19 protein-coding genes, 3 tRNA genes and 2 pseudogenes are annotated in these 21,307 nt (G+C 72.4%); 14 read left to right on the top strand and 10 right to left on the bottom strand.

The window, feature by feature from the left end:
- Window position 1: 1 nt before the first annotated feature.
- Window positions 2-745: a transketolase gene (locus ACGFZ2_RS30055; RefSeq protein WP_393459375.1), complete on the bottom strand. Its 744-nt coding sequence runs from the start codon at window positions 743-745 to the stop codon at window positions 2-4.
- Window positions 746-791: 46 nt separating this feature from the next.
- On the opposite strand from ACGFZ2_RS30055, the gene soxR reads away from it, so the two are divergent.
- On the top strand, window positions 792-1,256 hold the full coding sequence (gene soxR, locus ACGFZ2_RS30050) for a redox-sensitive transcriptional activator SoxR (protein WP_393459372.1): 465 nt from the start codon (window positions 792-794) through the stop codon (window positions 1,254-1,256).
- 179 nt (window positions 1,257-1,435) lie between these two features.
- Here the strand turns inward: soxR and ACGFZ2_RS30045 are convergent, their stop codons facing one another.
- Window positions 1,436-2,413: an NAD(P)H-quinone oxidoreductase gene (locus tag ACGFZ2_RS30045; protein WP_393459369.1), complete on the bottom strand. Its 978-nt coding sequence runs from the start codon at window positions 2,411-2,413 to the stop codon at window positions 1,436-1,438.
- A 9-nt stretch (window positions 2,414-2,422) separates the two neighbouring features.
- Complete coding sequence (locus tag ACGFZ2_RS30040; RefSeq protein WP_393259357.1) at window positions 2,423-2,962, bottom strand: AAA family ATPase; 540 nt, start codon at window positions 2,960-2,962, stop codon at window positions 2,423-2,425.
- A gap of 97 nt (window positions 2,963-3,059) precedes the next feature.
- Between ACGFZ2_RS30040 and ACGFZ2_RS30035 the strand changes: the two genes are divergently transcribed.
- Window positions 3,060-3,148 (top strand) — tRNA-Ser (locus tag ACGFZ2_RS30035).
- A gap of 166 nt (window positions 3,149-3,314) precedes the next feature.
- Here the strand turns inward: ACGFZ2_RS30035 and ACGFZ2_RS30030 are convergent.
- Window positions 3,315-4,328, bottom strand: coding sequence for a hypothetical protein (locus tag ACGFZ2_RS30030; RefSeq protein WP_393459366.1), 1,014 nt, complete (start codon window positions 4,326-4,328; stop codon window positions 3,315-3,317).
- Window positions 4,329-4,658: 330 nt separating this feature from the next.
- Window positions 4,659-5,366 carry a hypothetical protein gene (locus ACGFZ2_RS30025; protein ID WP_393459363.1) on the bottom strand — a complete coding sequence of 236 codons (708 nt, stop codon included), beginning with the start codon at window positions 5,364-5,366 and terminating at the stop codon, window positions 4,659-4,661.
- A 151-nt stretch (window positions 5,367-5,517) separates the two neighbouring features.
- Here ACGFZ2_RS30025 and ACGFZ2_RS30020 point away from each other — a divergent pair, with 151 nt between their 5' ends.
- Window positions 5,518-6,051, top strand: a complete 534-nt coding sequence (locus ACGFZ2_RS30020) for a YbhB/YbcL family Raf kinase inhibitor-like protein (protein ID WP_393459360.1) — start codon at window positions 5,518-5,520, stop codon at window positions 6,049-6,051.
- Between the two features lie 115 nt (window positions 6,052-6,166).
- Here ACGFZ2_RS30020 and ACGFZ2_RS30015 read toward each other — a convergent pair whose 3' ends face one another.
- Window positions 6,167-6,877 carry a class I SAM-dependent methyltransferase gene (locus ACGFZ2_RS30015; RefSeq protein WP_350712433.1) on the bottom strand — a complete coding sequence of 237 codons (711 nt, stop codon included), beginning with the start codon at window positions 6,875-6,877 and terminating at the stop codon, window positions 6,167-6,169.
- 211 nt (window positions 6,878-7,088) lie between these two features.
- Between ACGFZ2_RS30015 and ACGFZ2_RS30010 the strand changes: the two genes are divergently transcribed.
- Window positions 7,089-8,909 carry a hypothetical protein gene (locus tag ACGFZ2_RS30010; protein WP_393459357.1) on the top strand — a complete coding sequence of 607 codons (1,821 nt, stop codon included), beginning with the start codon at window positions 7,089-7,091 and terminating at the stop codon, window positions 8,907-8,909.
- 22 nt (window positions 8,910-8,931) lie between these two features.
- Here ACGFZ2_RS30010 and ACGFZ2_RS30005 read toward each other — a convergent pair whose 3' ends face one another.
- The gene (locus ACGFZ2_RS30005; RefSeq protein WP_393260607.1) at window positions 8,932-9,711 is read right to left on the bottom strand and encodes an IucA/IucC family C-terminal-domain containing protein; all 780 of its coding nucleotides are present in this window, start codon (window positions 9,709-9,711) and stop codon (window positions 8,932-8,934) included.
- A gap of 282 nt (window positions 9,712-9,993) precedes the next feature.
- Here ACGFZ2_RS30005 and ACGFZ2_RS30000 point away from each other — a divergent pair, with 282 nt between their 5' ends.
- A complete protein-coding gene (locus ACGFZ2_RS30000) occupies window positions 9,994-11,511 on the top strand; it encodes a peptide deformylase (protein WP_393459354.1) in 1,518 nt (505 codons plus the stop codon).
- A 223-nt stretch (window positions 11,512-11,734) separates the two neighbouring features.
- On the opposite strand, the gene ACGFZ2_RS29995 is transcribed toward ACGFZ2_RS30000, so the two are convergent.
- Window positions 11,735-12,853, bottom strand: coding sequence for a globin domain-containing protein (locus tag ACGFZ2_RS29995; protein WP_393259347.1), 1,119 nt, complete (start codon window positions 12,851-12,853; stop codon window positions 11,735-11,737).
- Between the two features lie 144 nt (window positions 12,854-12,997).
- On the opposite strand from ACGFZ2_RS29995, the gene ACGFZ2_RS29990 reads away from it, so the two are divergent.
- Window positions 12,998-13,768 carry a CPBP family intramembrane glutamic endopeptidase gene (locus ACGFZ2_RS29990; RefSeq protein WP_393259346.1) on the top strand — a complete coding sequence of 257 codons (771 nt, stop codon included), beginning with the start codon at window positions 12,998-13,000 and terminating at the stop codon, window positions 13,766-13,768.
- On the opposite strand, the gene ACGFZ2_RS29985 is transcribed toward ACGFZ2_RS29990, so the two are convergent.
- Complete coding sequence (locus ACGFZ2_RS29985) at window positions 13,729-15,201, bottom strand: hypothetical protein (protein ID WP_393459351.1); 1,473 nt, start codon at window positions 15,199-15,201, stop codon at window positions 13,729-13,731. The two genes, ACGFZ2_RS29990 and ACGFZ2_RS29985, sit on opposite strands and share 40 nt — an antisense overlap.
- Before the next feature lie 170 nt (window positions 15,202-15,371).
- Here ACGFZ2_RS29985 and ACGFZ2_RS29980 point away from each other — a divergent pair.
- The 4 genes and pseudogenes from ACGFZ2_RS29980 (at window position 15,372) to ACGFZ2_RS29965 (ending at window position 16,673) form a co-directional block, all read left to right on the top strand.
- A tRNA-Ser gene (locus tag ACGFZ2_RS29980) sits at window positions 15,372-15,462 on the top strand.
- A gap of 36 nt (window positions 15,463-15,498) precedes the next feature.
- Window positions 15,499-15,574: transfer RNA gene (locus ACGFZ2_RS29975), tRNA-Arg, on the top strand.
- A gap of 370 nt (window positions 15,575-15,944) precedes the next feature.
- Window positions 15,945-16,244 (top strand): annotated as a pseudogene (locus ACGFZ2_RS29970) (PadR family transcriptional regulator); the annotation flags it as partial.
- 198 nt (window positions 16,245-16,442) lie between these two features.
- Window positions 16,443-16,673, top strand: a complete 231-nt coding sequence (locus ACGFZ2_RS29965; RefSeq protein WP_393459440.1) for a hypothetical protein — start codon at window positions 16,443-16,445, stop codon at window positions 16,671-16,673.
- Between the two features lie 801 nt (window positions 16,674-17,474).
- On the opposite strand, the pseudogene ACGFZ2_RS29960 reads toward ACGFZ2_RS29965, so the two are convergent.
- Window positions 17,475-18,194, bottom strand: a pseudogene (locus ACGFZ2_RS29960) (BTAD domain-containing putative transcriptional regulator); the annotation flags it as partial.
- A gap of 183 nt (window positions 18,195-18,377) precedes the next feature.
- Between ACGFZ2_RS29960 and ACGFZ2_RS29955 the strand changes: the two are divergent.
- The 4 genes from ACGFZ2_RS29955 to ACGFZ2_RS29940 all read left to right on the top strand — a co-directional run bounded on the left by ACGFZ2_RS29955 (window position 18,378) and on the right by ACGFZ2_RS29940 (window position 21,157).
- A complete protein-coding gene (locus ACGFZ2_RS29955; RefSeq protein WP_393259311.1) occupies window positions 18,378-18,974 on the top strand; it encodes a peptidase inhibitor family I36 protein in 597 nt (198 codons plus the stop codon).
- 679 nt (window positions 18,975-19,653) lie between these two features.
- Entirely contained in the window at window positions 19,654-20,502 is an 849-nt protein-coding gene (locus ACGFZ2_RS29950; RefSeq protein WP_393459348.1) for a helix-turn-helix domain-containing protein, read from the top strand.
- A 69-nt stretch (window positions 20,503-20,571) separates the two neighbouring features.
- Window positions 20,572-20,958: a VOC family protein gene (locus ACGFZ2_RS29945; protein ID WP_393459345.1), complete on the top strand. Its 387-nt coding sequence runs from the start codon at window positions 20,572-20,574 to the stop codon at window positions 20,956-20,958.
- Window positions 20,959-20,998: 40 nt separating this feature from the next.
- Entirely contained in the window at window positions 20,999-21,157 is a 159-nt protein-coding gene (locus ACGFZ2_RS29940) for a hypothetical protein (protein WP_393259306.1), read from the top strand.
- Window positions 21,158-21,307: the final 150 nt, after the last annotated feature.

Genomic DNA, 21,307 nt, shown 5'->3' with positions numbered 1-21,307 from the left:
GTCACTCCCCCTGGTCGACGACCGCGACGACGACGTGCGGCCGGTGGTTGTCCTGCCCGGTCAGGGCGGTGTGCAGGGCGTCGTGGTCGCGCCCGTCGACGGTGGCGGCGGTCCAGCCGTTGACGGTGAACCGGGCCGCGGCGCCGCCCGGCCAGCCGTGCGTGGCGGAGCCGTTGTCGATCACGATCGCGGTCAGGTTGCCCAACCCGGTCGCGCCCGCGTACGCGATCGCCTCGTGGTTGGATCCCTCGTCCAGCTCCGCGTCGCCGAGCAGCACGAAGACCCGGGGCGTGAGCAGGCCCTGGGCGCGCAGCCCGAGCGCGGTGCCCACGCCGAGCCCGAGCCCGTGGCCGAGGGAGCCGGAGCCGATCTCCACCCCGGGCACCAGCATCCGGTCGGGGTGGTCGCCGAGTCGGCTCCCCGGGCCGCCCTGGTCGTCCAACCAGTCGGCGGGGACGAAGCCCTTCGCGGCGAGCACGGCGTAGTAGCCGGCGACGGCGTGCCCCTTGGAGAGCAGGAACCGGTCCCGCTCCGGCGCGTCGACGGTCTCCGGGGTGATCCGCAGGATCCGGTCGTAGAGCACCCAGAGCACGTCGACCGTGGAACGGACGTTCGCGCCGAACTCCCGGCCCGCGCGGACCCGCTCGTACAGCGCGGCGACGGGCCCGGGCAGGGGCGGCACGGTCGGGTCGTCCGGCGGTGGGGCGGTCGCCACCCGACCCGCGTTGGCGGTCATCGTGGTCATGCCGCTAGCCTGCAAGTTGAAGTCCGCTTCAACTCAAGGCGACGTGATGCACGAGTCACTGACCATCGGCCAGCTCTCCACCCGCAGCGGCGTGGCCCCCTCGGCGCTGCGCTACTACGAGCGGCTCGGGCTGATCCGGGCCGAGCGGACGGGCGGCAACCAGCGCCGGTACGCCCGCACCGAGCTGCGCCGGGTGGCGTTCATCCGGATCTCCCAGCAGGTCGGCATCTCGCTCGAGGAGATCCGGGAGGCGCTGGACTCGCTGCCGGCCTCCCGTACCCCCACCGCGGAGGACTGGGCGCGGCTCTCCGCGGCCTGGCGGGAGCGCCTGACCGAGAAGATCCGGCTGATGACCAAGCTGCGCGACGACCTCGACGGCTGCATCGGCTGCGGCTGCCTGTCGCTGCGGCGCTGCACGCTCTACAACCCGGACGACTCGCTCTCGGGAGAGGGCTCGGGGGCCCGCCTGATGCTCCCCCGCCCGGCCGCCGACCCGGCGCCGGCCGCCTGACGGCGGACGACGCGGCGGACGACGGCGGCGCGGCGGACGACGGCGGCGGACATGGCGGCCGGCGGTGGCGGACGACGGCGGCGCGGCGGCCGACGGTGGTCGGCGCGGCACCGGCTGCCGCGGCGCGGCACCGGCCGCCGGCCGGCCAGCTCGTGATGCTGCGCCGGCCGATTGACGCGTCAGCCGGTGGTGAGCAGCACCTTGCCGACGTGGTCGCTCGACTCGACCAGCCGGTGCGCCTGCGCCGCCTCGGTGATCGGCAGCCGGCGGTCCACGATCGGCCTGACCGCGCCCGCCTCGACCAGCGGCCAGACCTGCTGGCGGACGCCCCGGACGATCTCCGCCTTCTGATCCCGGGGCCGGGACCGCAGCGCGGTGGCCGCGACCGTGCCCCGCTTGGCCAGCAGCGCGCCGAGATCCAACTCGCCCTTGCGACCGCCCTGCATGCCGATGACCACCAGCCGGCCGTCGGTGGCCAGCGCCGCCACGTTCCGGGGCAGGTAGGAGGCGCCCATGATGTCGAGGATGACGTCGGCGCCCCGGCCGTCCGTGACCCGCCGGACCTCCTCGACGAAGTCCTGCTCGCGGTAGTCGATCGTGTGCGCCGCGCCCAGCTCGCGCAGCCGCTCGTGCTTGGCCGCCCGGGCGGTGACCACCACCGTGGCGCCGAGCGCGACCCCGAGCTGGACCGCGAAGGTGCCAATCCCGCTGCCGCCGCCGTGCAGCAGCAGCGTCTCGCCCTTCGCGAGCCGGGCCAGCTGCACGACGTTCGACCAGACCGTGCAGGCCACCTCGGGCAGCGCCGCCGCGTCGACCAGGTCGACCCCCGCCGGCACCGGCAGCAACTGCCCGGCCGGCACGGCGACGCGCTCCGCGTACCCGCCGCCGGCCAGCAGCGCGCAGACCTCCTGGCCGACCTCCCAGCCGGCCACGTCGGGCCCGGTCGCGCTGATCACCCCGGAACACTCCAGCCCGGGGTACGCGGGCGCGCCCGGCGGCGGCGGGTAGTGCCCCTGCCGTTGCAGCAGGTCCGCCCGGTTCACGGCGGTGGCCCGCACGTCGACGACCACCTCGCCGGGGCCGGGCTCGGGATCGGGCACCTCGCTCCAGACCAGTGCGTCGGGTCCGCCGGGCTCCGGGATCGTCATCGCGCGCATGCCCTGTGTCTACCCCACCCGCCCGTCGGTCCACGCCCGGGACAGGATCTCGTCCACCGTCTGCCCCGGCGTCTGCGCGGAGGTGTCCAGCCAGAGCCCCATGCGGGGCGTCTCCGCGCGGAACCCCGCGTCCAGGTCGGCGACCGGCCAGTCGCCGTACCCGGTCTTCTCCCGGGCGTCCTCGCGGGCGGCGACGACCTCGGGGCTCGGCGCGAGCACGACGACCGCCAGCGGGCGGTGCCGGATGCGGTCGACCATGCCCGGCAGGTCCGCACCGAGGATCACGTCCTGGAGCACCACCGTGAAGCCCGCGGCCGCGTAGCGGTCCGCCGCCGACGCCGCGAGGTCGTAGCGCAGCCGCAACTGCCGCCACGCCTCCTCCGACGGCTCGGCGGTCATCTCCTCCCGCCCGCTGACCACCATCCGCCGGAAGACGTCCCCACGCAGGTGCACCGCGCGCGGCAGCCGCCCGGCCAGCGCCTCGGCCACAGTGGACTTGCCGGCGGCCATGATGCCGGTGATCAGCACGACGGACGGGGTCTCCCACATGCCGCCGATCATCTCAACGCGGGTGCCGTGCCCGCTCGCCCGGTGCGCCGCCGTGGCAGACTAGGCACGGTCGCGTACCCCTGCGGGGCGCGGCCCGGGAGGGTTCGCCTAGTGGCCGATGGCGCTGGTCTTGAAAACCGGTAAGGGCAGCGATGTCCTTCGTGGGTTCGAATCCCACACCCTCCGCCGATAAACAGCAGAAACGCCCCCTGACCAGCGCGAACGCCGGTCAGGGGGCGGGTCTACGGACGGTGAGCGGGTTTCACTTCGTCTCGCTCCGGGCCGCCGCGTCTGGGACGCTGTCGCCGTTGTCGGTCTCCGCGTCGGCGATCAGAATCGTCACCGGGGGCGCTCAGTGGGCCGCCACGCCCGACAGTTCAGCGTGCTGCTCCCTGTCGCTGGGCGACGCGGACCGCCGACGCGCAGCGACGACCACCGCAGCGGTCGTCACGAGGATGAACACCGCCACCCCGGCGAAGGCGACCAGTGTCTGCCGATCGAGACGGGTCACCGGCATGCCCCGCTTCGCCTGCCAGGTGAATATCGCGAACACACCGGTGTAGCCGAGGCTGGCGACGCCGACCAGTCGGGCCCGCACCCGTTCGTCGCGGAGCCAACGATGACTGGCCGCGAGCACACCCAGGATCGCGGTGACGAGCAGCAGCACCTGGATGGCGTGCAGGCCGACGAAGTGCGGTACGCGGAGGTCGCCGCCGGTCGTACTCCAGTTGGTGAGGAACATTCCGTTGCCGTCGGGGTCACCGATTCCGTGGCCGCCGGTCATGGACACCGGGTGGCCGTTGGCGTCGGTCACCGTGCGGGGTGCTGCGCTCGAGGAGTTGCCGAGCCAGAGGGCCACGACCATGCTGGCGACGGCAAGCCCGAGTCCGGCGCGCAGGGCGCGGGTCATGGCGCGGTCGCCGGTGCGTTGGATCAGGACCAGGACCGCGATGATCAAAGTGGTCAGCAGGAGTGGCGCGACGCCGATGGAGAACACCGTCCGCACGGTTTCGGCGACAGGCTCGGCATTGTTGTTGAAGTGGCTGAAGGTGCCGTGTGCGGCAGCGTAGGCGACGGCACCGACGTCCAGCAGACCGGCGACCGCGAAAACGGTGCCGAGCCACCAGCCGAGACGCCTGCCCTTGCTCAGCTTGCTGAGCAGCCACGCCAGGGTCAGGCCGTACACCCCCATGGCGAAGCCGAACTTCATCGGCTTCACCCAGACCGATTCGCCCATGAGCAGGCGATCGTCGACGAACAGGCCGACGGCGGAGACCAACGTCAGGGTGAACATGAGCGTCACGTTCGCCACCAGCGGGCGGTGCCAGCCGCGTAGCGGGCTGAGGCACGTTGCAACGATGGTCATCGGGCTCCAGACGAGGATCAGGGGGCCGGATCTGTTCGAACGAGCCCGCCGTGGACGGTGCTGATGCGTCCACCAGCCTCAGCGACTTCGCCCCGCTCAACCATCCGATCAGCCCCCGGACGCGTCCGCCGGTCAACCCCCGGCCGGGCCGGGGGTTATCCCCCGGCCCGGGCAGGCGCGCCGAGATCGATCCTCACCCGAGTTCGGAATGTTTCGAGCCGAGTCTCGGCCGGCGCCGGCTGCACACCATCCGGCCCGGAACAGCACAACGCCCCCTGGCCGGCGCGAACCCTGGCCAAGGGGCGTCGTGGTGCCCGTTCGGGTGGTGCGTCAGTAGTCCAGCAGCAGGGGCTGACGGTGCTCGATCGCGGTCTCGGCGAGATCGAGCATCACGGCGAGGCCGAACCGTGCGAACTCCACCAGCGACGGGTCGTCGGTGAACAGCCCACGCCGAAGCTCCGCCGGGTCGTACCCGGCGAGGAGACCGGCGCGTTCGTCCAGCAGGCGCAGCTCCGCCGCCAGCCGATCGATCGAACCCATCCGGGTCGGCTGACCCGTCGGTCGGGACGCCTCGAACACGAGCGGATCCTCGGCGAGCGGCAGCCACCACTCCACCCCGGACAGCAGAGTGACGTAGCGCTCGGGCTGTGCCGAGGCCGCCTGGTACGCGGGCGCGTCAGCGAACTCGCGCGGGCTGTCTTCCTTGCCCCAGGGGCCCGGATGCAGGTCCGGGCGCTCGTCGTACGCGGCGAACAGCAGGACGGCGCCGAATCCGTCCCAGTCGGGTTTGTCGGTCCAGTACGGCTGAACCGCGCCCTCCGGCCAGTCCACGGGGCCGCCGAGCGCCTCCCCGAGCCACTGTTGCCACTCCCGTACGGCGTTCTGAACCATGTCCGGGTCGGTCTCGTGGTCCTCGTCCTCGTGCGCCCGGACGATCCGCACGTCGTATCCCTCCTGTGCGCCGATCTGCTGTGTGATGGTCAGCCAGTCGTTCAGGTGGTAGCGGGTCAGCGGTCCGACGTAGAGATCAAGGCCCATGGGGAGGCATTCTTGCCCACGGCGCGTGCGACGCGTCGATCCGGGTCAAAGTCGCCTCGTACGGGACGGCGGGCGCCGCCGGTTCGATCTCGGGCGTCGACGGGGTATGAAGGGCGGAGGACAACCGCGCTCACCGGAAGGACCTGTCCCGATGACCCTGGAACGACCGATCGCCCCGGACCCGTACGAGCTGCTGCCGACCGTGTCGTCGTTCACCCTGACCAGCGACGACGTGCAGAACGGCGAGCCGATGGACACCGCGTACGCCCACGGCAGCGTCGGGGGCGGGAACGTGTCGCCGCAGCTCGCCTGGTCCGGCTTCCCGGCCGAGACCAAGGGCTTCGTGGTGACTTGCCTGGACCCGGACGCCCCGACGGGCAGCGGGTTCTGGCACTGGGTGCTGGTCAACCTGCCGGCGAGCGTCACCGAGTTGCCCAGAGGAGCGGGCGCGGAGGATCTCGGCGGTGCCTTCACGGTCCGCAACGACTACGGCGACCAGGGCTACGGCGGCGCCGCGCCGCCGGCCGGTGACCGCCCGCACCGCTACGTCTTCGCCGTGCACGCCCTGGACGTGGAGCGCCTCGACGTCACGCCCGACGCGACCCCCGCCGCGGTCGGCTTCAACCTGGCCTTCCACACCCTGGCTCGCGCCGTCTTCCGCCCCACCTACCAGATCAAGGAGTAGTCCCTCCGCCCGTCAGCTCCCGTGATCTTGCACTTGCTGACCGGACGTAACGGACGAAAGCCTCGGAACGAGGCCGGAAAGTGCAAGATCGCGGGAGCGGGAGCGGGAGAGCGGGTCAGGCGGGGACGCGGGCGACGGCGAAGACGGACTGGCCGAACGGGGGGCGGACGCGCTGCTCCGCCGCCTTGGTGGCGGGGAGCACGAGGGTGTCGTAGACCTTGACCATCGGGCCCTCCTTCGGCATCAGCCGGAAGACCTTGGTCGCCATGAAGTAGCCGATCAGCCCGAGCGCGTTCGCGTAGTGGATCTTCTCCACCGTCAGGCCGGCGGCGGTCATCGCGTCGGCCAGGGTCTTCTTGGTGTAGCGGCGCACGTGGCCGGTGGCGATGTCCGCCGGGCTCATCGCGAACTGGAACGCCGGCACGATGATGATGACGTTGCCGCCCGGCCGGACCAGGTCGCGCATGCTGCGCAGCGCGCCCACGTGGTCCTCGATGTGCTCCAACACGTTGTACGACACGGCCGCGCTGTAGTCGCCCCGCTCCGAGTGCGGCAGCAGCATCTGGCGGACCTCGATGTTCGGCTGGTCGGCCAGCCGCTCCTTCAGGGAGACGAGCCGGTCCGGGTCGGCCTCGGTGGCGGTGAACCGGGGCAGCCGCTCCGCCCACTCCAGCGCGTAGTCGCCGAGCCCGCTGCCGATCTCGATCGGGTTGTCACCGAGGTGCGGCACCGCCAGCTCGACAAACCAGCGTCGGTGGTTGACCGCGGTCGCGAGGCCTTCCAGGACCTCGGACTGCACGCGCTGATCCCCAGTGATTTCTGCCATGCGTCGATTCCTCACGATATGACTCGACCCGCGCCTGGACCGACAGAGTGAATCATCCGCGCTGACGGCAGAAGAATCGGGGCACCTGGGTGGCCGAATTGCGGTCGGGGGGTGGGCACGTGATCGGCGGTCGGCGAACCCGGCACATGGTACGCCAGTACCCCGAAACATGTCACGGCGGTGCCATAGCCTGACTACTCTACGAATCGTTATGACTACTCCTGAATCGGACCTCCCCGCCGGCGTGCCGGGACGCGGAGCGCCGGAAAGCGGGTCCGACCGGGGCGTACGCCCCTGGAAGGGGTGGTGGACGGACCTCGCCGCCGTGGCGAGCTTCGTCCTGCTCGGCTTCTGGGTGACCGCGCGGCTGTGGCTGCGTCCGTCCCACGGCATCCGGGACAACCGTACGGACCAGTCCCAGTTCGAGTGGATGATGGCGCACGGCGCGCGGGTGGTGACCGATTTCGTTTATCCGTTCACGTCGGACCGGATGAACGTGCCGGACAGCGTCAACCTGATGGCAAATACGTCCGTATTATCCGTGTCTATCCCAATGACGCCCGTCACGCTGTTGTTCGGCACGCGGGCGTCGTTTCTGCTGTTCCTCACATTGGGCATGATCGCCACGGCGACGGCCTGGTACCTCCTGCTCTCCCGGGTGGTCGTCGGCTCCCGGGGGCCGGCCTGGCTCGGCGCGGCGTTCTGCGCGTACGCCCCGGCGATGATCTCGCACGCGAACGCGCACCCCAACATCGTCTCGCAGTTCGTCGTGCCCCTGATCATCTGGCGCACGCTGCGGCTCGCCGAGCCGGGGCGCTGGCTGCGCAACGGTTTGCTGCTCGCGCTCGCGATCGTCTGGCAGGCCTTCATCAACCTCGAAGTGCTGCTGATGACCGCGATCGGGCTGGGCGTGGTCGTCGGGGCACTCGCCCTCGGCCGGCCCGAACTGCGCCGCCGGGCCCGGCCCTTCCTCGCCGGCCTGGGCACGGGCGCCGTGGTGGCGCTCGTCCTGCTGGCGTACCCGCTGTACGTCCAGTTCTTCGGGCCTGGGGCCTACCACGGACTGTCGTGGCTGATCCGCGGCTACTCCACGGACCTCGCCTCGTTCGTGGCGTACTCCCGGGAGTCCCTCGCCGGTGACGCGCGCACGGCGCAGGGACTGGCGAAGAACCCGACCGAGGAGAACGCCTTCTTCGGCTGGGCGCTGGTCGTGCTCGTCGTCGCCCTGCTCTGGTGGCTGCGCCGGCACGTCGTGGTGCGCGGGCTGGCCGCCCTCACGCTGCTCTTCGGCCTGCTCTCCCTGGGGCGGGAGATCCAGCTCAACGGGAGGGGGACCGGGGTGCCCGGCCCGTGGGCGGCGCTGGAGGGCCTGCCGATCCTGCACTCGGTGGTGCCGACCCGGTGGGCGCTGGCGATCACTCCGATCGTCGGGGTGCTGCTCGCCTACGGGGCGGAGCACGTACGCGTCCTGGCCGCCCGGCATCCGCGGGCCCGACCGCAGATCCGCTTCGCCGCCGCCACGGTGCTCGCCATGGCGCTGCTGCCGATCCTGCCCACCCCGCTGCCCACCACCCGGCTCGACCCCGTCCCCGACTTCGTCACCTCCGGTGCCTGGCGGCCGTACGCGGCCGGCGGACGGAGCATCGTGACGCTGCCCCTGCCCGACACCCACTACGCCGACCCGCTGCGCTGGTCGGCGCGGACCGGGCTGGACATGCCCATCGCCCGCGGCTACTTCCTCGGCCCGGACACCCGCCCCGGGCGGGACCGGGACGCGCTGTTCTCCGCCCCGCCCCGGCCGACCAGCGAGTTCTTCGCCGAGATCCGGCGCACCGGCGCGGTGCCGCCGATCACCCCGCAGGCGCGGGTCGACGCGGTCGGGGACCTGCGGTACTGGCGGGCGGGCGCGGTGGTCCTCGGCCCGCACCGGCACGCCGACGCGCTGCGCCGGGGGATGACCGAGCTGACCGGCATCCGCCCCACGTACGCCGGAGGGGTCTGGCTCTGGGACGTCCGTACGCTCACCGATTGAGGCGGGACCGGGAGTTCGGGCGTTACGGGCGGACGCAGCAGCCCTGGCAGATCTTGGGCTTGGGGAGGGTGAAGGCGAGGCAGCAGGTGCGGCGCTGCACGGTCGGCTCGCCCGTCGGCCCGGGGACCAGTTCCACCAGGTCGGCGAGGTCCAGCGCGCCGAGCAGGGTCTCGATCGTCTCGACCGAGGAGCCGGGCAGGCCGTCGGCGGCCCGGAGGATGCCGTGGGCGATGCCGGAGGCCACCGACCCGAGCAGGGTGCGCGCGCCGATCCGGACCTCGGCCTGGATCGCGGCGATCATCGGGGCCAGGTGGGCGTCGAGCAGCGAGGCGCGGAGCACCCGGAGCAGCTCGGCCTCGTCGGCGACGACCCGCACCTCGGGCAGCCCGGAGAGCGCCAGCGGGTCGCCCGGCAGCACCGCGACCGTGGTCGAGCGGCGCAGGCCCAGGGTGAGCAGCGGGCGGTGGTCCTCGAAGTGGATCAGCACGTCGGCCGGGTCGAGCAGCGGCACCCGGCGGGCGGAGGCCCAGCCGAGCACCACGGGCAGCGCCGTCCAGTAGCTGTAGGACTTCCAGGCCAGCGCGGCGCAGGCGTGCGGGGTGCCGCCCCAGCGCAGGGTGGCCGAGTGCAGGAACTCCGGCAGCCGGGTGCCGTCGACCAGGGTGCTGGCCCGACCCCAGCCGAACTCGTCGGCGACCAGCAGGCCGGGCGCGAGGCCGGGCACGTCGTCGGTGCCGAACATGGCCCGCAGGGCGGCGGTGACCGGGGCCAGCGGCGCGGCGGCGACCTGGCGCCCAGGCATCACCGCTGTCATCCGACTCATCCCCCGTTCGAAGCGCCCGTCGCTGAGCTAAGGCTAGCCTAACCACAGCTCGCGGGCTAAGGGAAGCCTCACCTACGCCGGATCGGGAGGTGCGGATCACTCCGCCGCGTGCGGCGTACTACCCGGGCGTCGGGGCGGGAAACGCCGGTGCGCAGTATCGAGAAACATCGCTTTGTCAAGGCTCGTGTCGGCAAGGCGGCACTTCTCGTGTGCGCGTGGCCACAGAACGTGAAACTGATACTCCCGGCCACGAGGAAGCTGATGACGACCTCACCGCTCGATCGGGCTGCCGACTCCTTCGCGGCCGAGCTCGCCCGGCACCGTACGGGGCGGGGGCTGTCCAAGAAGCAGCTCGCCACCCTGATGGGGTTCGACCCGTCGTACGTCAGCCACGTCGAGGGGCGGCGACACCGCCCCACCGAGGACTTCGCGCGCCGCGCCGAGGCCGTGCTGGAGGCCAGCGGCGCGATCTGGCAGCGCTTCCGGGAGTACGACGAGCTGCGCCACGCCCGCGCCGAACGGGCCCTCCGGGAGCCGCCCGTCCCCGGGCAGTGGATGCCGCCCGGCACCGGGCTCATCGTCGAGCGGGAACTCGCCACGCTCACCCATATCGGCGACGCGTACCGCTGCGTCATCCGGCGGGAGCTCTACAACGCCGGCACCGAGCCGGTCACCCGCTACCTGGTGCGGGTCGCCGTCGATCGCTACCCGAGCGACCCGGGGCGCTCCAACCGGCACCACCGGGAGCATCCGCTCACCTTCGCCGAGCTGCGGCTGCGGGCCGTCCGGGAGGACGCGGGCGAGCAGGAGGCGATGCACTGGCGGGCCAAGCACGACCGGGACGCCTTCAAGGAGATCTGGCTGCTCTTCGAGAACGCCGACCGACGCTTCCCGCTCTACCCCGGCGACCGCGCCACCATCGAGTACGCGTACTGCGTCGGGCACGACAAGTGGGGCCCGTGGTTCCAGCGGGCCGTCCGGCTGCCCACCAGGCAGATGGCCGTACGCCTGGATCTCCCGGCTGCCCTCGACCCGCAGGTCTGGGGCGCGGAGACCTCGCTCTCGGCGGAGGAGGGCCCGCTGCGCACGCCGGTGACCCGCCGCGACGACGCCGACCGGGTGATCTTCGACTGGGCGACCGACGATCCGCCGCTCAACGCGCGCTACCGGTTGCAGTGGCGGTTCCGCGGCCGGCCCGACGCCGAGCCGGAGGAGGCCGGGCGGGTCCGGCCCAGCGACCGGATGCGCGGCATCGGCATCGTGCAGCGCGGCGCCGGCCTGCTCCGCCAGCCGGCGCGTCCGTTCGACCTGCCCCGCGAGGAGCAGGCGGCCCGGGACGTGGTCGACCGCCTCTGCGCGGCCCTGGTCCGGCTCGACGAGCTGCACCCGTTCAGCAAGGGCGTGGGCATCGCCGCCCCGCAGCTCGACCTCGGCCGCGCCGCGGCGGTGGTCCGACCCCCCGACCGGTCGGCCGACCCGGTCGTGCTGCTCAACCCCCGGGTGGTCGACACCTCCCCGGACACCGACGAGCAGTACGAGGGCTGCCTCTCCTTCTTCGACCATCGTGGCCTGGTGCCCCGGCCGCTGCGGATCGACGTGGAGCACGCTCAGTACGACGGCAGCCGGATCATCACCTCGTTCGAGTTCGGCATGGCCCGGCTCGTCGCGCACGAGATCGACCACCTGGAGGGGCGGCTCTACGTGGACCGGATGGCGCCGGGCGTGCCGCTGGTGCCCGTCGAGGAGTACCGCGAGACCGGCCACCCCTGGCGCTACTGACGCCCATCCGCGCGTCGTGGCCCTCCCGCCGCCGTGCCCTCTTGCGGTGGTGGCGTGGTGGCGTGCCGGTCGGCTCCCCGGGGTGCGCGACCACGTCCGCCCGGGTGGGAAGGACGGCCGGGCGGACGTGGTCGGGCGGGGCGGTGCCGGTCCGCCCGTCGGGGACCGGGGCGCGTGCCCCAGGGGGCAGGGGCACGCGCCCCGGTTGGGGGGAGGAACGCTTCTAGAGGTCGCCGAAGGTGTCGTAGCGGGTGTTCTGCGGCGGGACGTCGTCCTCGGCGAGGACGCGCAGGGTGGCCCGGACCATCCGGGCGGAACCCGAGACGTAGCAGTCGTGCGCCGTCCACGGCCCGTACCGGCTGGCCACGTCGGAGATGTCGCCCAGCTCGCCGTCGAAGTCCGGGTCCTCGCTGCACGCCGGGGTCACCGACAGCCACGGGTGCGCCGCCACCAACTCCCGGAGCCCGGCCAGGCCGTACAGGTCCGCCTCCGTGCGGGCCCCGTAGAAGACGTGCACCCACCGGGTCCGGTTGTAGCTGGCCAGCTCCTCCACCAGCGCCTTCACCGGGGCGAGCCCGACGCCGCCGGCCACGCAGAGGACGTCCCGCTCGGAGGAGCGGTCCAGCGTCATCGACCCCATCGGCGCCGCCACCCGGAGCAGGTCACCCGGCTTCACCCGGCGGACCAGCGATCCCGAGACCCAGCCGGCGCCCGCCGGCGTACGGACGTGGAACTCCAGCACGTTGTCGTCGTTCGGGGCGTTCGCGATCGAGTAGGTGCGCCACACCCGGGGCTGGTGACGGGGTACCTCGACGCTCACGTACTGGCCGGCCCTCCAGCGCAGCGGGTGCTGCAACGCCCGGCAGGTGAGCACCGCCGTGTCCGTGCCGTACCGCTCGTGCGTCAGTACCTCCGCGTGCCAGAACGGCGGGTTGTCGTCGGCCGCCGCTCCGGCGAGCATCTTCTCCGAGATCGCCGCGTACGCGTCCCGCCACGCCTGGTCGTACTCCAGGTTCCAGCCGTCGCCGGCGGTGCTGCGCAGCGCGTCCAGCAGCGCGACGCCCATGGTCTCGTAGTGCGCCGCCTCGACGTGGTACTTCCGGTGGTCCCGGCCCAGCGAGCGCAGGTACTCGTCGAAGCTCTCCGGGTCGCCGACCGTCTGGCTGGCGGTGACGATCGCCTCCAGGATCCGGTCGCCCTGCCCGGCCATCTGCACCGGGAAGAGCTTCCGCAGCTCGGGGTCGAGGAGGAAGAGCCGGGCGTAGAAGTGACCGGCCAGCCGCTCCCGGTGCTCCTCGACCAGGGTCCAGCTCTCCTTCAGCAGCCGTGCGAAGTCGTCCACGGGGCGCGCTCCTTCTCCTGACGGCGGATCGGGCACCCATAGAATGTCCACGGAGCGTGTCGACCGGTCGCACAGAATGTGCGATCGGCTCGTGAGGTTCGTTCGGCGCTGCCGCCGACCGTCGTCGTCGGGCACAGTGGTGCGGTGACACTTGAGCTGGACCGCCCGGCGACCCGCCGGATGCTCGGCACCGAGACGCTGCTGGTGCTCGGCCTCTCCCTCGGCCAGTCCGCCGTCTACGCGACGGTGTCGATCATCGCGAAGCTGGCCGCCGACGGGCCGCTGTCGAAGCAGACCGCCGCGCTCAACACCTCGGTGTCGCCCCGGCCGTGGCTGGACCTCACGTACCAGCTGCTCGGGATCTTCTTCGCGCTGCTGCCGGTGCTGCTCGCCGTACACCTGCTGGCGCGGGACCCCGGTGACCCGGCGCGGACGCTCGGCCTGGACGTCCGGCGGCCCGGCCAGGACCTGGCCCGGGGCGCCGGCCTGGCCGCGCTGATCGGCCTGCCTGGCCTGGCGCTGTTCTGGGTGGCGGCCCAGCTCGGCGTCAACGCCACGCTGGTGCCGGCCGCGCTGCCCGAACTCTGGTGGACGGTGCCGGTGCTGGTCCTGGCCGCTGTGCAGAACTCGGTGCTGGAGGAGGTGATCGTGGTCGGCTACCTGGTCACCCGGCTGCGTCAGCTCCAGTGGCGGCTCGGTGCCGTCATCGCGACGAGCGCCCTGCTGCGCGGCTCGTACCACCTCTACCAGGGCTTCGGCGCCTTCCTGGGCAACGTGGTGATGGGCGTCGTGTTCAGCCTGTTCTACCTGCGCACCCGCCGGGTCATGCCGCTGGTCGTCGCGCACACCCTGCTCGACGTGTTCGCCTTCGTCGGCTACGCCCTGCTGCCCAGGGAGTGGTTCGACTGGCTGTGAGCCGCTGTCCGCCGGTAGGCGCTGATCGCGCGGGCGGCGAGCCGCTCGGCCCCCGCCGCGTCGCCGGCCGCTGCCGCGAGCACCGCCGCGCCCGGCAGCAGCCGGGACGCCGCCCGCAGCGCCAGCCAGCCACCGGCCTGGGCGGCGAGCGGCGCGGCCAGCCGCCACGCCGCCTCCGCCGCCCGCGGCCACGGCGCCTCACCGGGCCCGTCCGCAGCCCGGGCCGCCGCCAGTGCCGCCCCCGCGCTCCCGGCGTCCGGGTGCACGCGAGTCAGCACCAGCAGCTCCACCGCCCGGTCCGGATGGGCCGGGTCCCGGCCGTACGCCGCGGCCAGGTGCAGCACCAGGTTGGCCTGGGCCCACAGCACCGCAGCCAGCTCGGCCAGCGGCGCGAACAGCCCCGCCAGCGCGGCCGTCGCCCCGCCCGTTCCGGCCTGCCGGACGAACCGTCGGGTCGCGAGCCGGGCCAGCCCGTCGGCACCCGCATCGGGGTACGCGTCGCGCAGCCCCTGCGCCCAGTCACGGGCACGCGGGCCGAGCACCTCGACGGCGGCCAGGGCCAGCAGCTCCGGAGCGAACCCGGGATGGCCGAGCACCCGCGAGGTGATCCCCCGCAGGGCCGGTTCCGGCGTACGGCCCGACGGGGTGCTCGCCGGCCCGGCGTCGGCTGTGGTGCTCGGCACGCCGGCGGCGGACGTGTCTGCTGCTGCGGCCGGCGGCAGGTCGACGGCCTCTCGCGGCTGCTCGGCCGACGGGCTCTTCGTGGCGCCCGTCTTCCTCGCGGGAGTCTTCCTGGCGGTGGCCTTCCTGGCCCCGGTCTTCTCGGCCGGGGTGGCGGTGCCTGCGGTGGCCTTCCGGGCAGGGGCGGTGGCCCGCGCTGCGGTGGCTTCCTCGACCGGGGTTCCGGCGGCAGCCTTCTTCGCGGGGGGCTTGCTGGCGGGGGTGGCGCGGCGCGTTCGCTCCGCGGCGGCCGGCGCGAGCGACCCCTCGCCCGGCGCCTTTGCCGCCACCGGCCCCGCTGACGTGCCCTCGTCCGGGCCGTTCGTCCCCGCCGTCCCGGCAGGGACGTCGGTCGGTGTCCCCAGACTGGTGGCTCCGGTGGTCACGGGATCCGCGCCGCTCGTGTGTGGGACGCCACTCTGCCCGACCGCCCCGGCCCGGTCGGCGCGCTCGCGGGGCGCCGGACCGGCCGAACGATCGGCCTGGCGAGGCAGCGGCGGGTCGTCCGCAGGTGGCTGGAAGAGCACCGCCGGGGCCGGCTTCACCCGCCGGGGGCGCTCCTCGGCATCCTCCGCCGGCCGGGCCGGCGAGGGCGCGGGCGGTGCCGGCTCCGGTGGCGCGGGCGGCGGCGTGAAGGTCGGCTTCGGGGAGCGCCGCCGCGCCCCCTCAGCAGGCTCTCGTCGGGTCGGCTCGCGCGGCGGCTGCTCCTGCATATCGATGGAGCCTAGTCCCGATCGCGCTCGCGCACAGCCGGGATACCGACCGCCTGGCGGCCCCCGAGTGCTCCGGCCTGCCGGGCGGTCGGTCGTACGGGGGAAGTCGCTTTGCTCCCGATCGCTGCGGGCATGTATCCTCGGGCGCGGTGGTCTGCAGGGGCCACCAGGGAGACTTCGCCTAGTCTGGTCTATGGCGCCGCACTGCTAATGCGGTTGGGGTCTTAAAGCCCCTCCCGGGTTCGAATCCCGGAGTCTCCGCGCGAAAGCCGGTTGTGTAGACTGGCCGAGCACCAAGCGCCCGTAGCTCAATGGATAGAGCATCTGACTACGGATCAGAAGGTTAGGGGTTCGAGTCCCTTCGGGCGCACCAGATCGTAAGGGCCTGACCTGCGAAAACGCGGGTCAGGCCCTTCGCTTGTCCGTCCCTTGTGGACGCGTGGCTGCTCGGTGGCTGCTCGTCCGACGAGCATCCCCTACGTCCTGCCCTGTCCGGTGGGGTCCATGGCGTCCGGTCCGGTCCATCGGGGCCCGGGGCAGATGATCACCGGATCAACGCGAACATCGAGGTAGTGGCCGCGGTATTCACCGGGACGCGGCCGTTTGGAGCGTTACCGGCACGTGGTTGGCATGCGACCTAGATCAGCTGGGTTAGGACCTGATTGGCGATTTGCCCCTCCTATACCTTCGCGGTCGATATGTTGCGGGGCGTGGACATACCGCTGCGGGAACCGACCTTCTGAATCCTCACCGCTCTCGCCGGCCCGGCACTGCACGGCTACGGGATCATCAGGGAGGTGGCTGCCCTGTCCGAGGGCCGGCTGTCCATGCGGCCTGGCACCTTGTATGGCGCGCTCGACCGGTTGACGGAAGCGGGCCTCATCGAGGTCGACCGGGAGGAGGTCGTCGACGGCCGCCTGCGCCGCTACTACCGCCTCTCCGCCACCGGTAGTGCCACCCTCGCTGGTGGGACCGAGCGCCTGCGGCGCAACGTGGAGGCAGCGACCGCCCGCCTGGGCAACCCGACGCGCGCCGCCCGGCCCATCGCCGCCCACGGACCTGAGCGCGGCGCTCGACCAGTTGCGACTCGCCGTCGAGCGGATCTGGTGATGGACGTCGAATCTTTGCGCCGCATCTGCGGCGACATGGTGGCGGCGATGACCCGGGCCGCCGAGTTCGCCGAGCGGGCGCCGCACACCGAGTAGGAGGCCACATCCCCGGACGGGGAGGTCACCGTCCGGGTGTCCGGGGCGAAGGAGCTGCTGGAGATCTGGATCAACACGCGGGCGAAACGGACCGTCGACAACCTCACGCTCGGCGAACTGGTGACGCAGATGATCCGCGCCGTCGAGCTGCGGGCCGATGACGCGCGGGCGCAGTTGCTCGACGGAACGTCCATCGGCGGGTTCGCGGTCGGTGACGTCCTGCGCGACCCCGGCCAACTGCTGTCCCGCTTCCAGCCCGGGCGCTGAGCCGCGGAGCTCGGCCTGGCTCGCTGTCGAGCGCGGCGAGCAGCCCTGTGCCCACCGGCCCACCAGCCGATTCCGGCCGACCGCCGCCGGCGGGTTCATTCGGACGATGCCGGATCGAGGCGGGCCAGGTGGGCGCGGACGGCGTCGGTGCTGGTCTCCTCGTCCTCGGTCTGGTCGACCCCGAGCCCGGTCAGCAGGGCCAGGGCCTGCTGCCAGTGGCCGCGGGCCGACTCGAACCGCCCGAGGGGTGGGCAGGGTGTCCAGGGACAGCGCACCGGTGTGGTCGAGGCCGGTCAACCGGTGCCGGCTGGTGATCAGGACCAGGCAGCCGGGCGCACCGGGCAGCAGCGGCGCCACCTGCGCCTCGGTGGCGGCGTTGTCCAGCACGATCAGCATCCGCTGGTCGGCCAGCCGGGTGCGGTACAGCCCGGCCCGTTCCTGGAGCCCGGCCGGGATCTGCGGGCCCGGGACACCGAGGGAACGCAGCAGGTGGTCGAGGACCTCGCCCGGCTCGCGGGGCGACATCCCGGGCGTGTGGCCGTGCAGATCGACGAAGAGCTGCCCGTCCGGGTAGCGGTCGGCGATCCGGTGGGCCGTGTGGACGGCGAGGGCGGTCTTGCCCACCCCGGCCATCCCGTCGATGGCGCTGATCACCACCGTGGCGGCGTCCCGGACCCGGTCGAGGGCGGCCAGCTCGCGCGTCCGGCCGGTGAACGACGGCGGCGGGGTCGGGAGCTGCCGGGGTACCAGCCGGGCGGTGCCCCGCCCGGCCGGCACGGGTTCCCCGCGCAGGATGGCCCGGTGCAGGTTCCGCAGTTCCGGGCCGGGGTCGGTGCCGAGCTGCTCGGCCAGCCGCGCCCGGGTGACCGCGTAGTGCGCCAGGGCCTCGGCGCTCCGGCCGGCGGCGTGCAGCGCCTGCATCGACACCGCGACCAGGGGTTCGACCAACGGGTGGTCGACCACCAGGTCGGACAGTCGCCCGAGGACGGCGTCGTGGTTGCCCAGTCGCAGCTCGGCCCGGGCCCACGCCACCACGCCGGCCAACCAGTGCTGCTGCCAGCCGTCGCGCAACCGGGCGAACCACCCGCCGGACAGGTCCGCCACCGGGTCGCCCCGCCACAGGTCCAGCGCCTGGCGCAGCAGCGTCACGCGTTGGGTGTCGTCGTACCGGCCGTCGCGGGCCTGCTCCACCAGACGTTGGAAGCGGTGCAGGTCGACCCGGTCCGGGTCGAGGTCCAGCAGGTATCCGGCGGGCCGGCGGTCCAGCCGGGCAGCGCCGCCGTCCAGTTCGGCGGCCCGGTCGAGCAGGCGCCGGATCCGCATGATGTGCGCGTACAGCGCGTTGCGGGCCTCGGCGGGCGGCGGATCGTCCCAGACCCGGTCCACCAGGGTCTCCACCCGGACCGGCCGGCCGGCGTCCACGGCCAGCGCCGCGAACACCGCCCGCTGCTTGGGTGGGCCGAGGGCGAGCGGCTGGCCGGCCGCGCGCACCTCCACCGCGCCGAGTAACCGGACCTCCATGCCCTCCTCCGCGTCCTGGGCGACCAGTCGGTACTGGTCAACGCTATGCGGCGCCGGCCACTAAGACCTTCGTAAGGTCGCCAACCAGACCGTGCCGGCAGGGTCGAGGAACAGCAGTCGGCGGCTTCGGGCTCGTACGAGGGGGAGCCCCGGAGCCGCCGCCCGACCCTGAAGGGGGAACCCATGAAACTCGCGACACGAATGATGGCCGCTCTCGGACTGGCCGCGGTGCTCGGTCCGGCGCTGGTGGTCGGCGGGCCGGCCGGACCGGTGTCCGCGGCCGAGCCGGACCGCCCCGCGCAGGCCACCACCGTCGGTGACCGGACCGAGCGGGTCCGCAAGGCCTACCGGATCGATCCGGACGGCACGGCGCGGGAGGTCACGTCGACGGCCGGGGTCGGCCCGACCGGCAGTACGTACGCCTACGTCGTCTACCCCGCCTACGAGTCGGACTGCTGGTCCGGGGAGATGTGCATCTGGACCGGGGACTACTACAGCGGCTGGGGCCTCATCATGGGCGGCAGCTACGCCTCGTGCCAGGGCTGGCGGTTCGAGAACACGGTCTTCCAGGACCACACCTGGTCGATCTGGAACCGGGTGCCCGGCGGAACGTCCTCGATCTGGGACCGGTACGCCGACGGCTCGTACCGCTACACCAAGTACGCGCGGCTGGCCACCGGGTACAAGCACGACACCCGGTTCAGTCTGATCATGGACGCGTGGACATTCGACCCGGCCAACAACTGCCGGAGCCTCAACCTGAGGCACGTGGACTTCTGACCGACAGGGTGCGGTCGCCCCGCCCCGGGCGACCGCACCCGTGCGCGGCGTGCCGGCGACGTGACCTGACCGCAGGGCTCCGTTGCGGCAACACTAACTCCATGCTGCTCCGTGGCTGCTCGGACGTCGGCGAACTGGTCCGGATGCGCAGGGAGTGCTCGGATCCTGGGCCTTATCTCGCGGCGACTGGTGATCGATGAAGGCCGATGTAAAGCCAGATGCGTGCCTCCGCTGTGCGGGCGGAAGGAAACATCTCCGGCGCCACTCGACGACCGACGATGACCTCCGCCCAGAACCCCGACGTGGCCGTCTGCCTCGTGTACCGGCACAGTGGTGGAACCGCCTACAACGCGGATCAAGGTGACTGCGTCCGCGGCGAGTCCGACGACACCATCTGGTCCCTGGAGGAGTGCCGGAACGGCACCTTCGCCGTCATCGCTCGGTTCGAAGGGGAGAGCTCAACCCGGAACTGCGAGGAGGTCCCCGGGTACCAACGGGATCGCTACTTCACCGTGGCGGGCATGCCCGACCTGAACGTACGCCTGTGCTTGAAGCTGAATGGTTCAGGCGGCGGCCGATCCCCCAGGGCCCCGGCAAGAGCGGCACGCGGCGCCCGGGCCTACTACGACGTCCAGCGGGCCAGCGTCGGTTGCACGGCCCACCGCCGTACTGTTGCAGGGTGACCGTGCCTGCCGATCACATGTCCACCGTCTTGGCGCCGTTCGTGGTGACGCTGGAGGCATACGATCTTGGGCCGGGTCCGGTCGGCGTTCATCGCGGGCTGCCATCGTCCACGGTGTCGATCACGATTCCCGAGGAGGACTCGCTCGAGATCGGGTGGATCGGACGGCCCGGCTCGCGCCAGAAGCTACGGGCCGTGGTCGCCGGACTCCACTTGGATGCGGCCGAGCTGAGGCAAGAGCGGTGCACGCGCGGGGTGTACGTGACGCTCAGCCCACTGGGTGCCAGCACACTGCTGGGGCTTCCGGCATCGGCTCTGGCCGGGCAGGTCGCCGACCTCGCCGATGTCGTCCCGGCGATGGCCGACCTGCCGGAGCGCCTGATGGCCTGCCGATCCTGGCCAAGCCGTCGCGCACTCGTCGAGCGCTGCCTGGTCGGTGGCCTGTTTCGTCATGGCGAGCGCGCGAACCACGACGAACTGCGCGCAACGCTGGCGGTCCTGTCCGAGGCCAGCCGGGTGCAGGAGGCCGCTGAGCTACTCGGATGCTCCCGACGGCACCTGAGTAGTACGGTCCGTGCCGAGTTCGGGGTGACGCCGAAGGAGTACCAACGGCTCGTTCGCTTCGAGACTGCCCGGGGTCGGCTCGTGGCCGCCGCCAATGCCGGAAGGCTCAGTCTGGCGGCGGTGGCCGCCGCCTCGGGTTTCGCCGATCAGGCCCATCTCACCCGCGAGTGGCGGGCCATGGCCGTGTGCACCCCGATGGAGTGGCTACGCGCCGAGGGCCTGGCTCCGCGGTGTGTGCCAGCCGATGATCGGCCAACCGGCAAGGAGCGCGCGGGCGGTTGACGACCGGTGTGGCCGGATTCGTTCCCAGATGTTCAAGACTCTGCCGCCGCCCGATCCCATGATGGGGGCATGAAGTCGCTTTCCCCTCGTCTGATCGTCTCCGATCCGGACTCTGCGTCGGCGTTCTACCAGGTTGCCCTCGGCGCCGAGGAAGTGTTCCGGGCCCCACCGGGCGACGATGGCCGACCCACCGTCGTCGATCACCGTATCGGTCGTTGGCCCTTCCGGGTCTCGCCTGCCGTCTCGTCGTGGGGGTGGCTCTCACCGGGTGATATCGGTGGATCCGCGGTCCTCCTCGAGATCGAGGTCGATGACCCGGACGGAGTAGGTGACCGCATGATCGCCCACGGCGCCGAGGTGATCGTGCCTATCGAGAACCGGCCCTACGGCAAGCGCTCGGGTCGCATCCGTGACCCGTTCGGCCATCTCTGGATCATCACAGGCGAGCTACGCTGAGGCCCGACCGGCGACCCGTTGAGCACAGGTCGTCGGCGACATGACCAACAACTGCGTGCCGGCCTCCGCCGCCGAGGCCGAGACCCACGGCCCGGCCGCCGAAGTCCTCTCCGACGCCACCGGAGCGATCAACAGCGCAAACGAGGCCGGCTTCGCCGGCGCCCGCGCGACTGACAACTGTCACCGTGGCGAGGCGTAGTCAAGTACCGATGGACGCTCAGCGAGGACCTGCCATGCCCGGCAGGTCCTCGCTGAGCCGGAAGGCTCGTACGGAAACGCGGGTCAGGCTCTTTGCTTTGTCTGTTCCGTGCGGACGTGTGGCTGCTCGGCGGCTGCTCGCCCGACGAGC

The sequence above is a fragment of the Micromonospora sp. NPDC048063 genome (assembly GCF_043202855.1).
GTDB lineage: Bacteria > Actinomycetota > Actinomycetes > Mycobacteriales > Micromonosporaceae > Micromonospora.
This window is presented reverse-complemented; position numbering and strand designations above follow the sequence as displayed.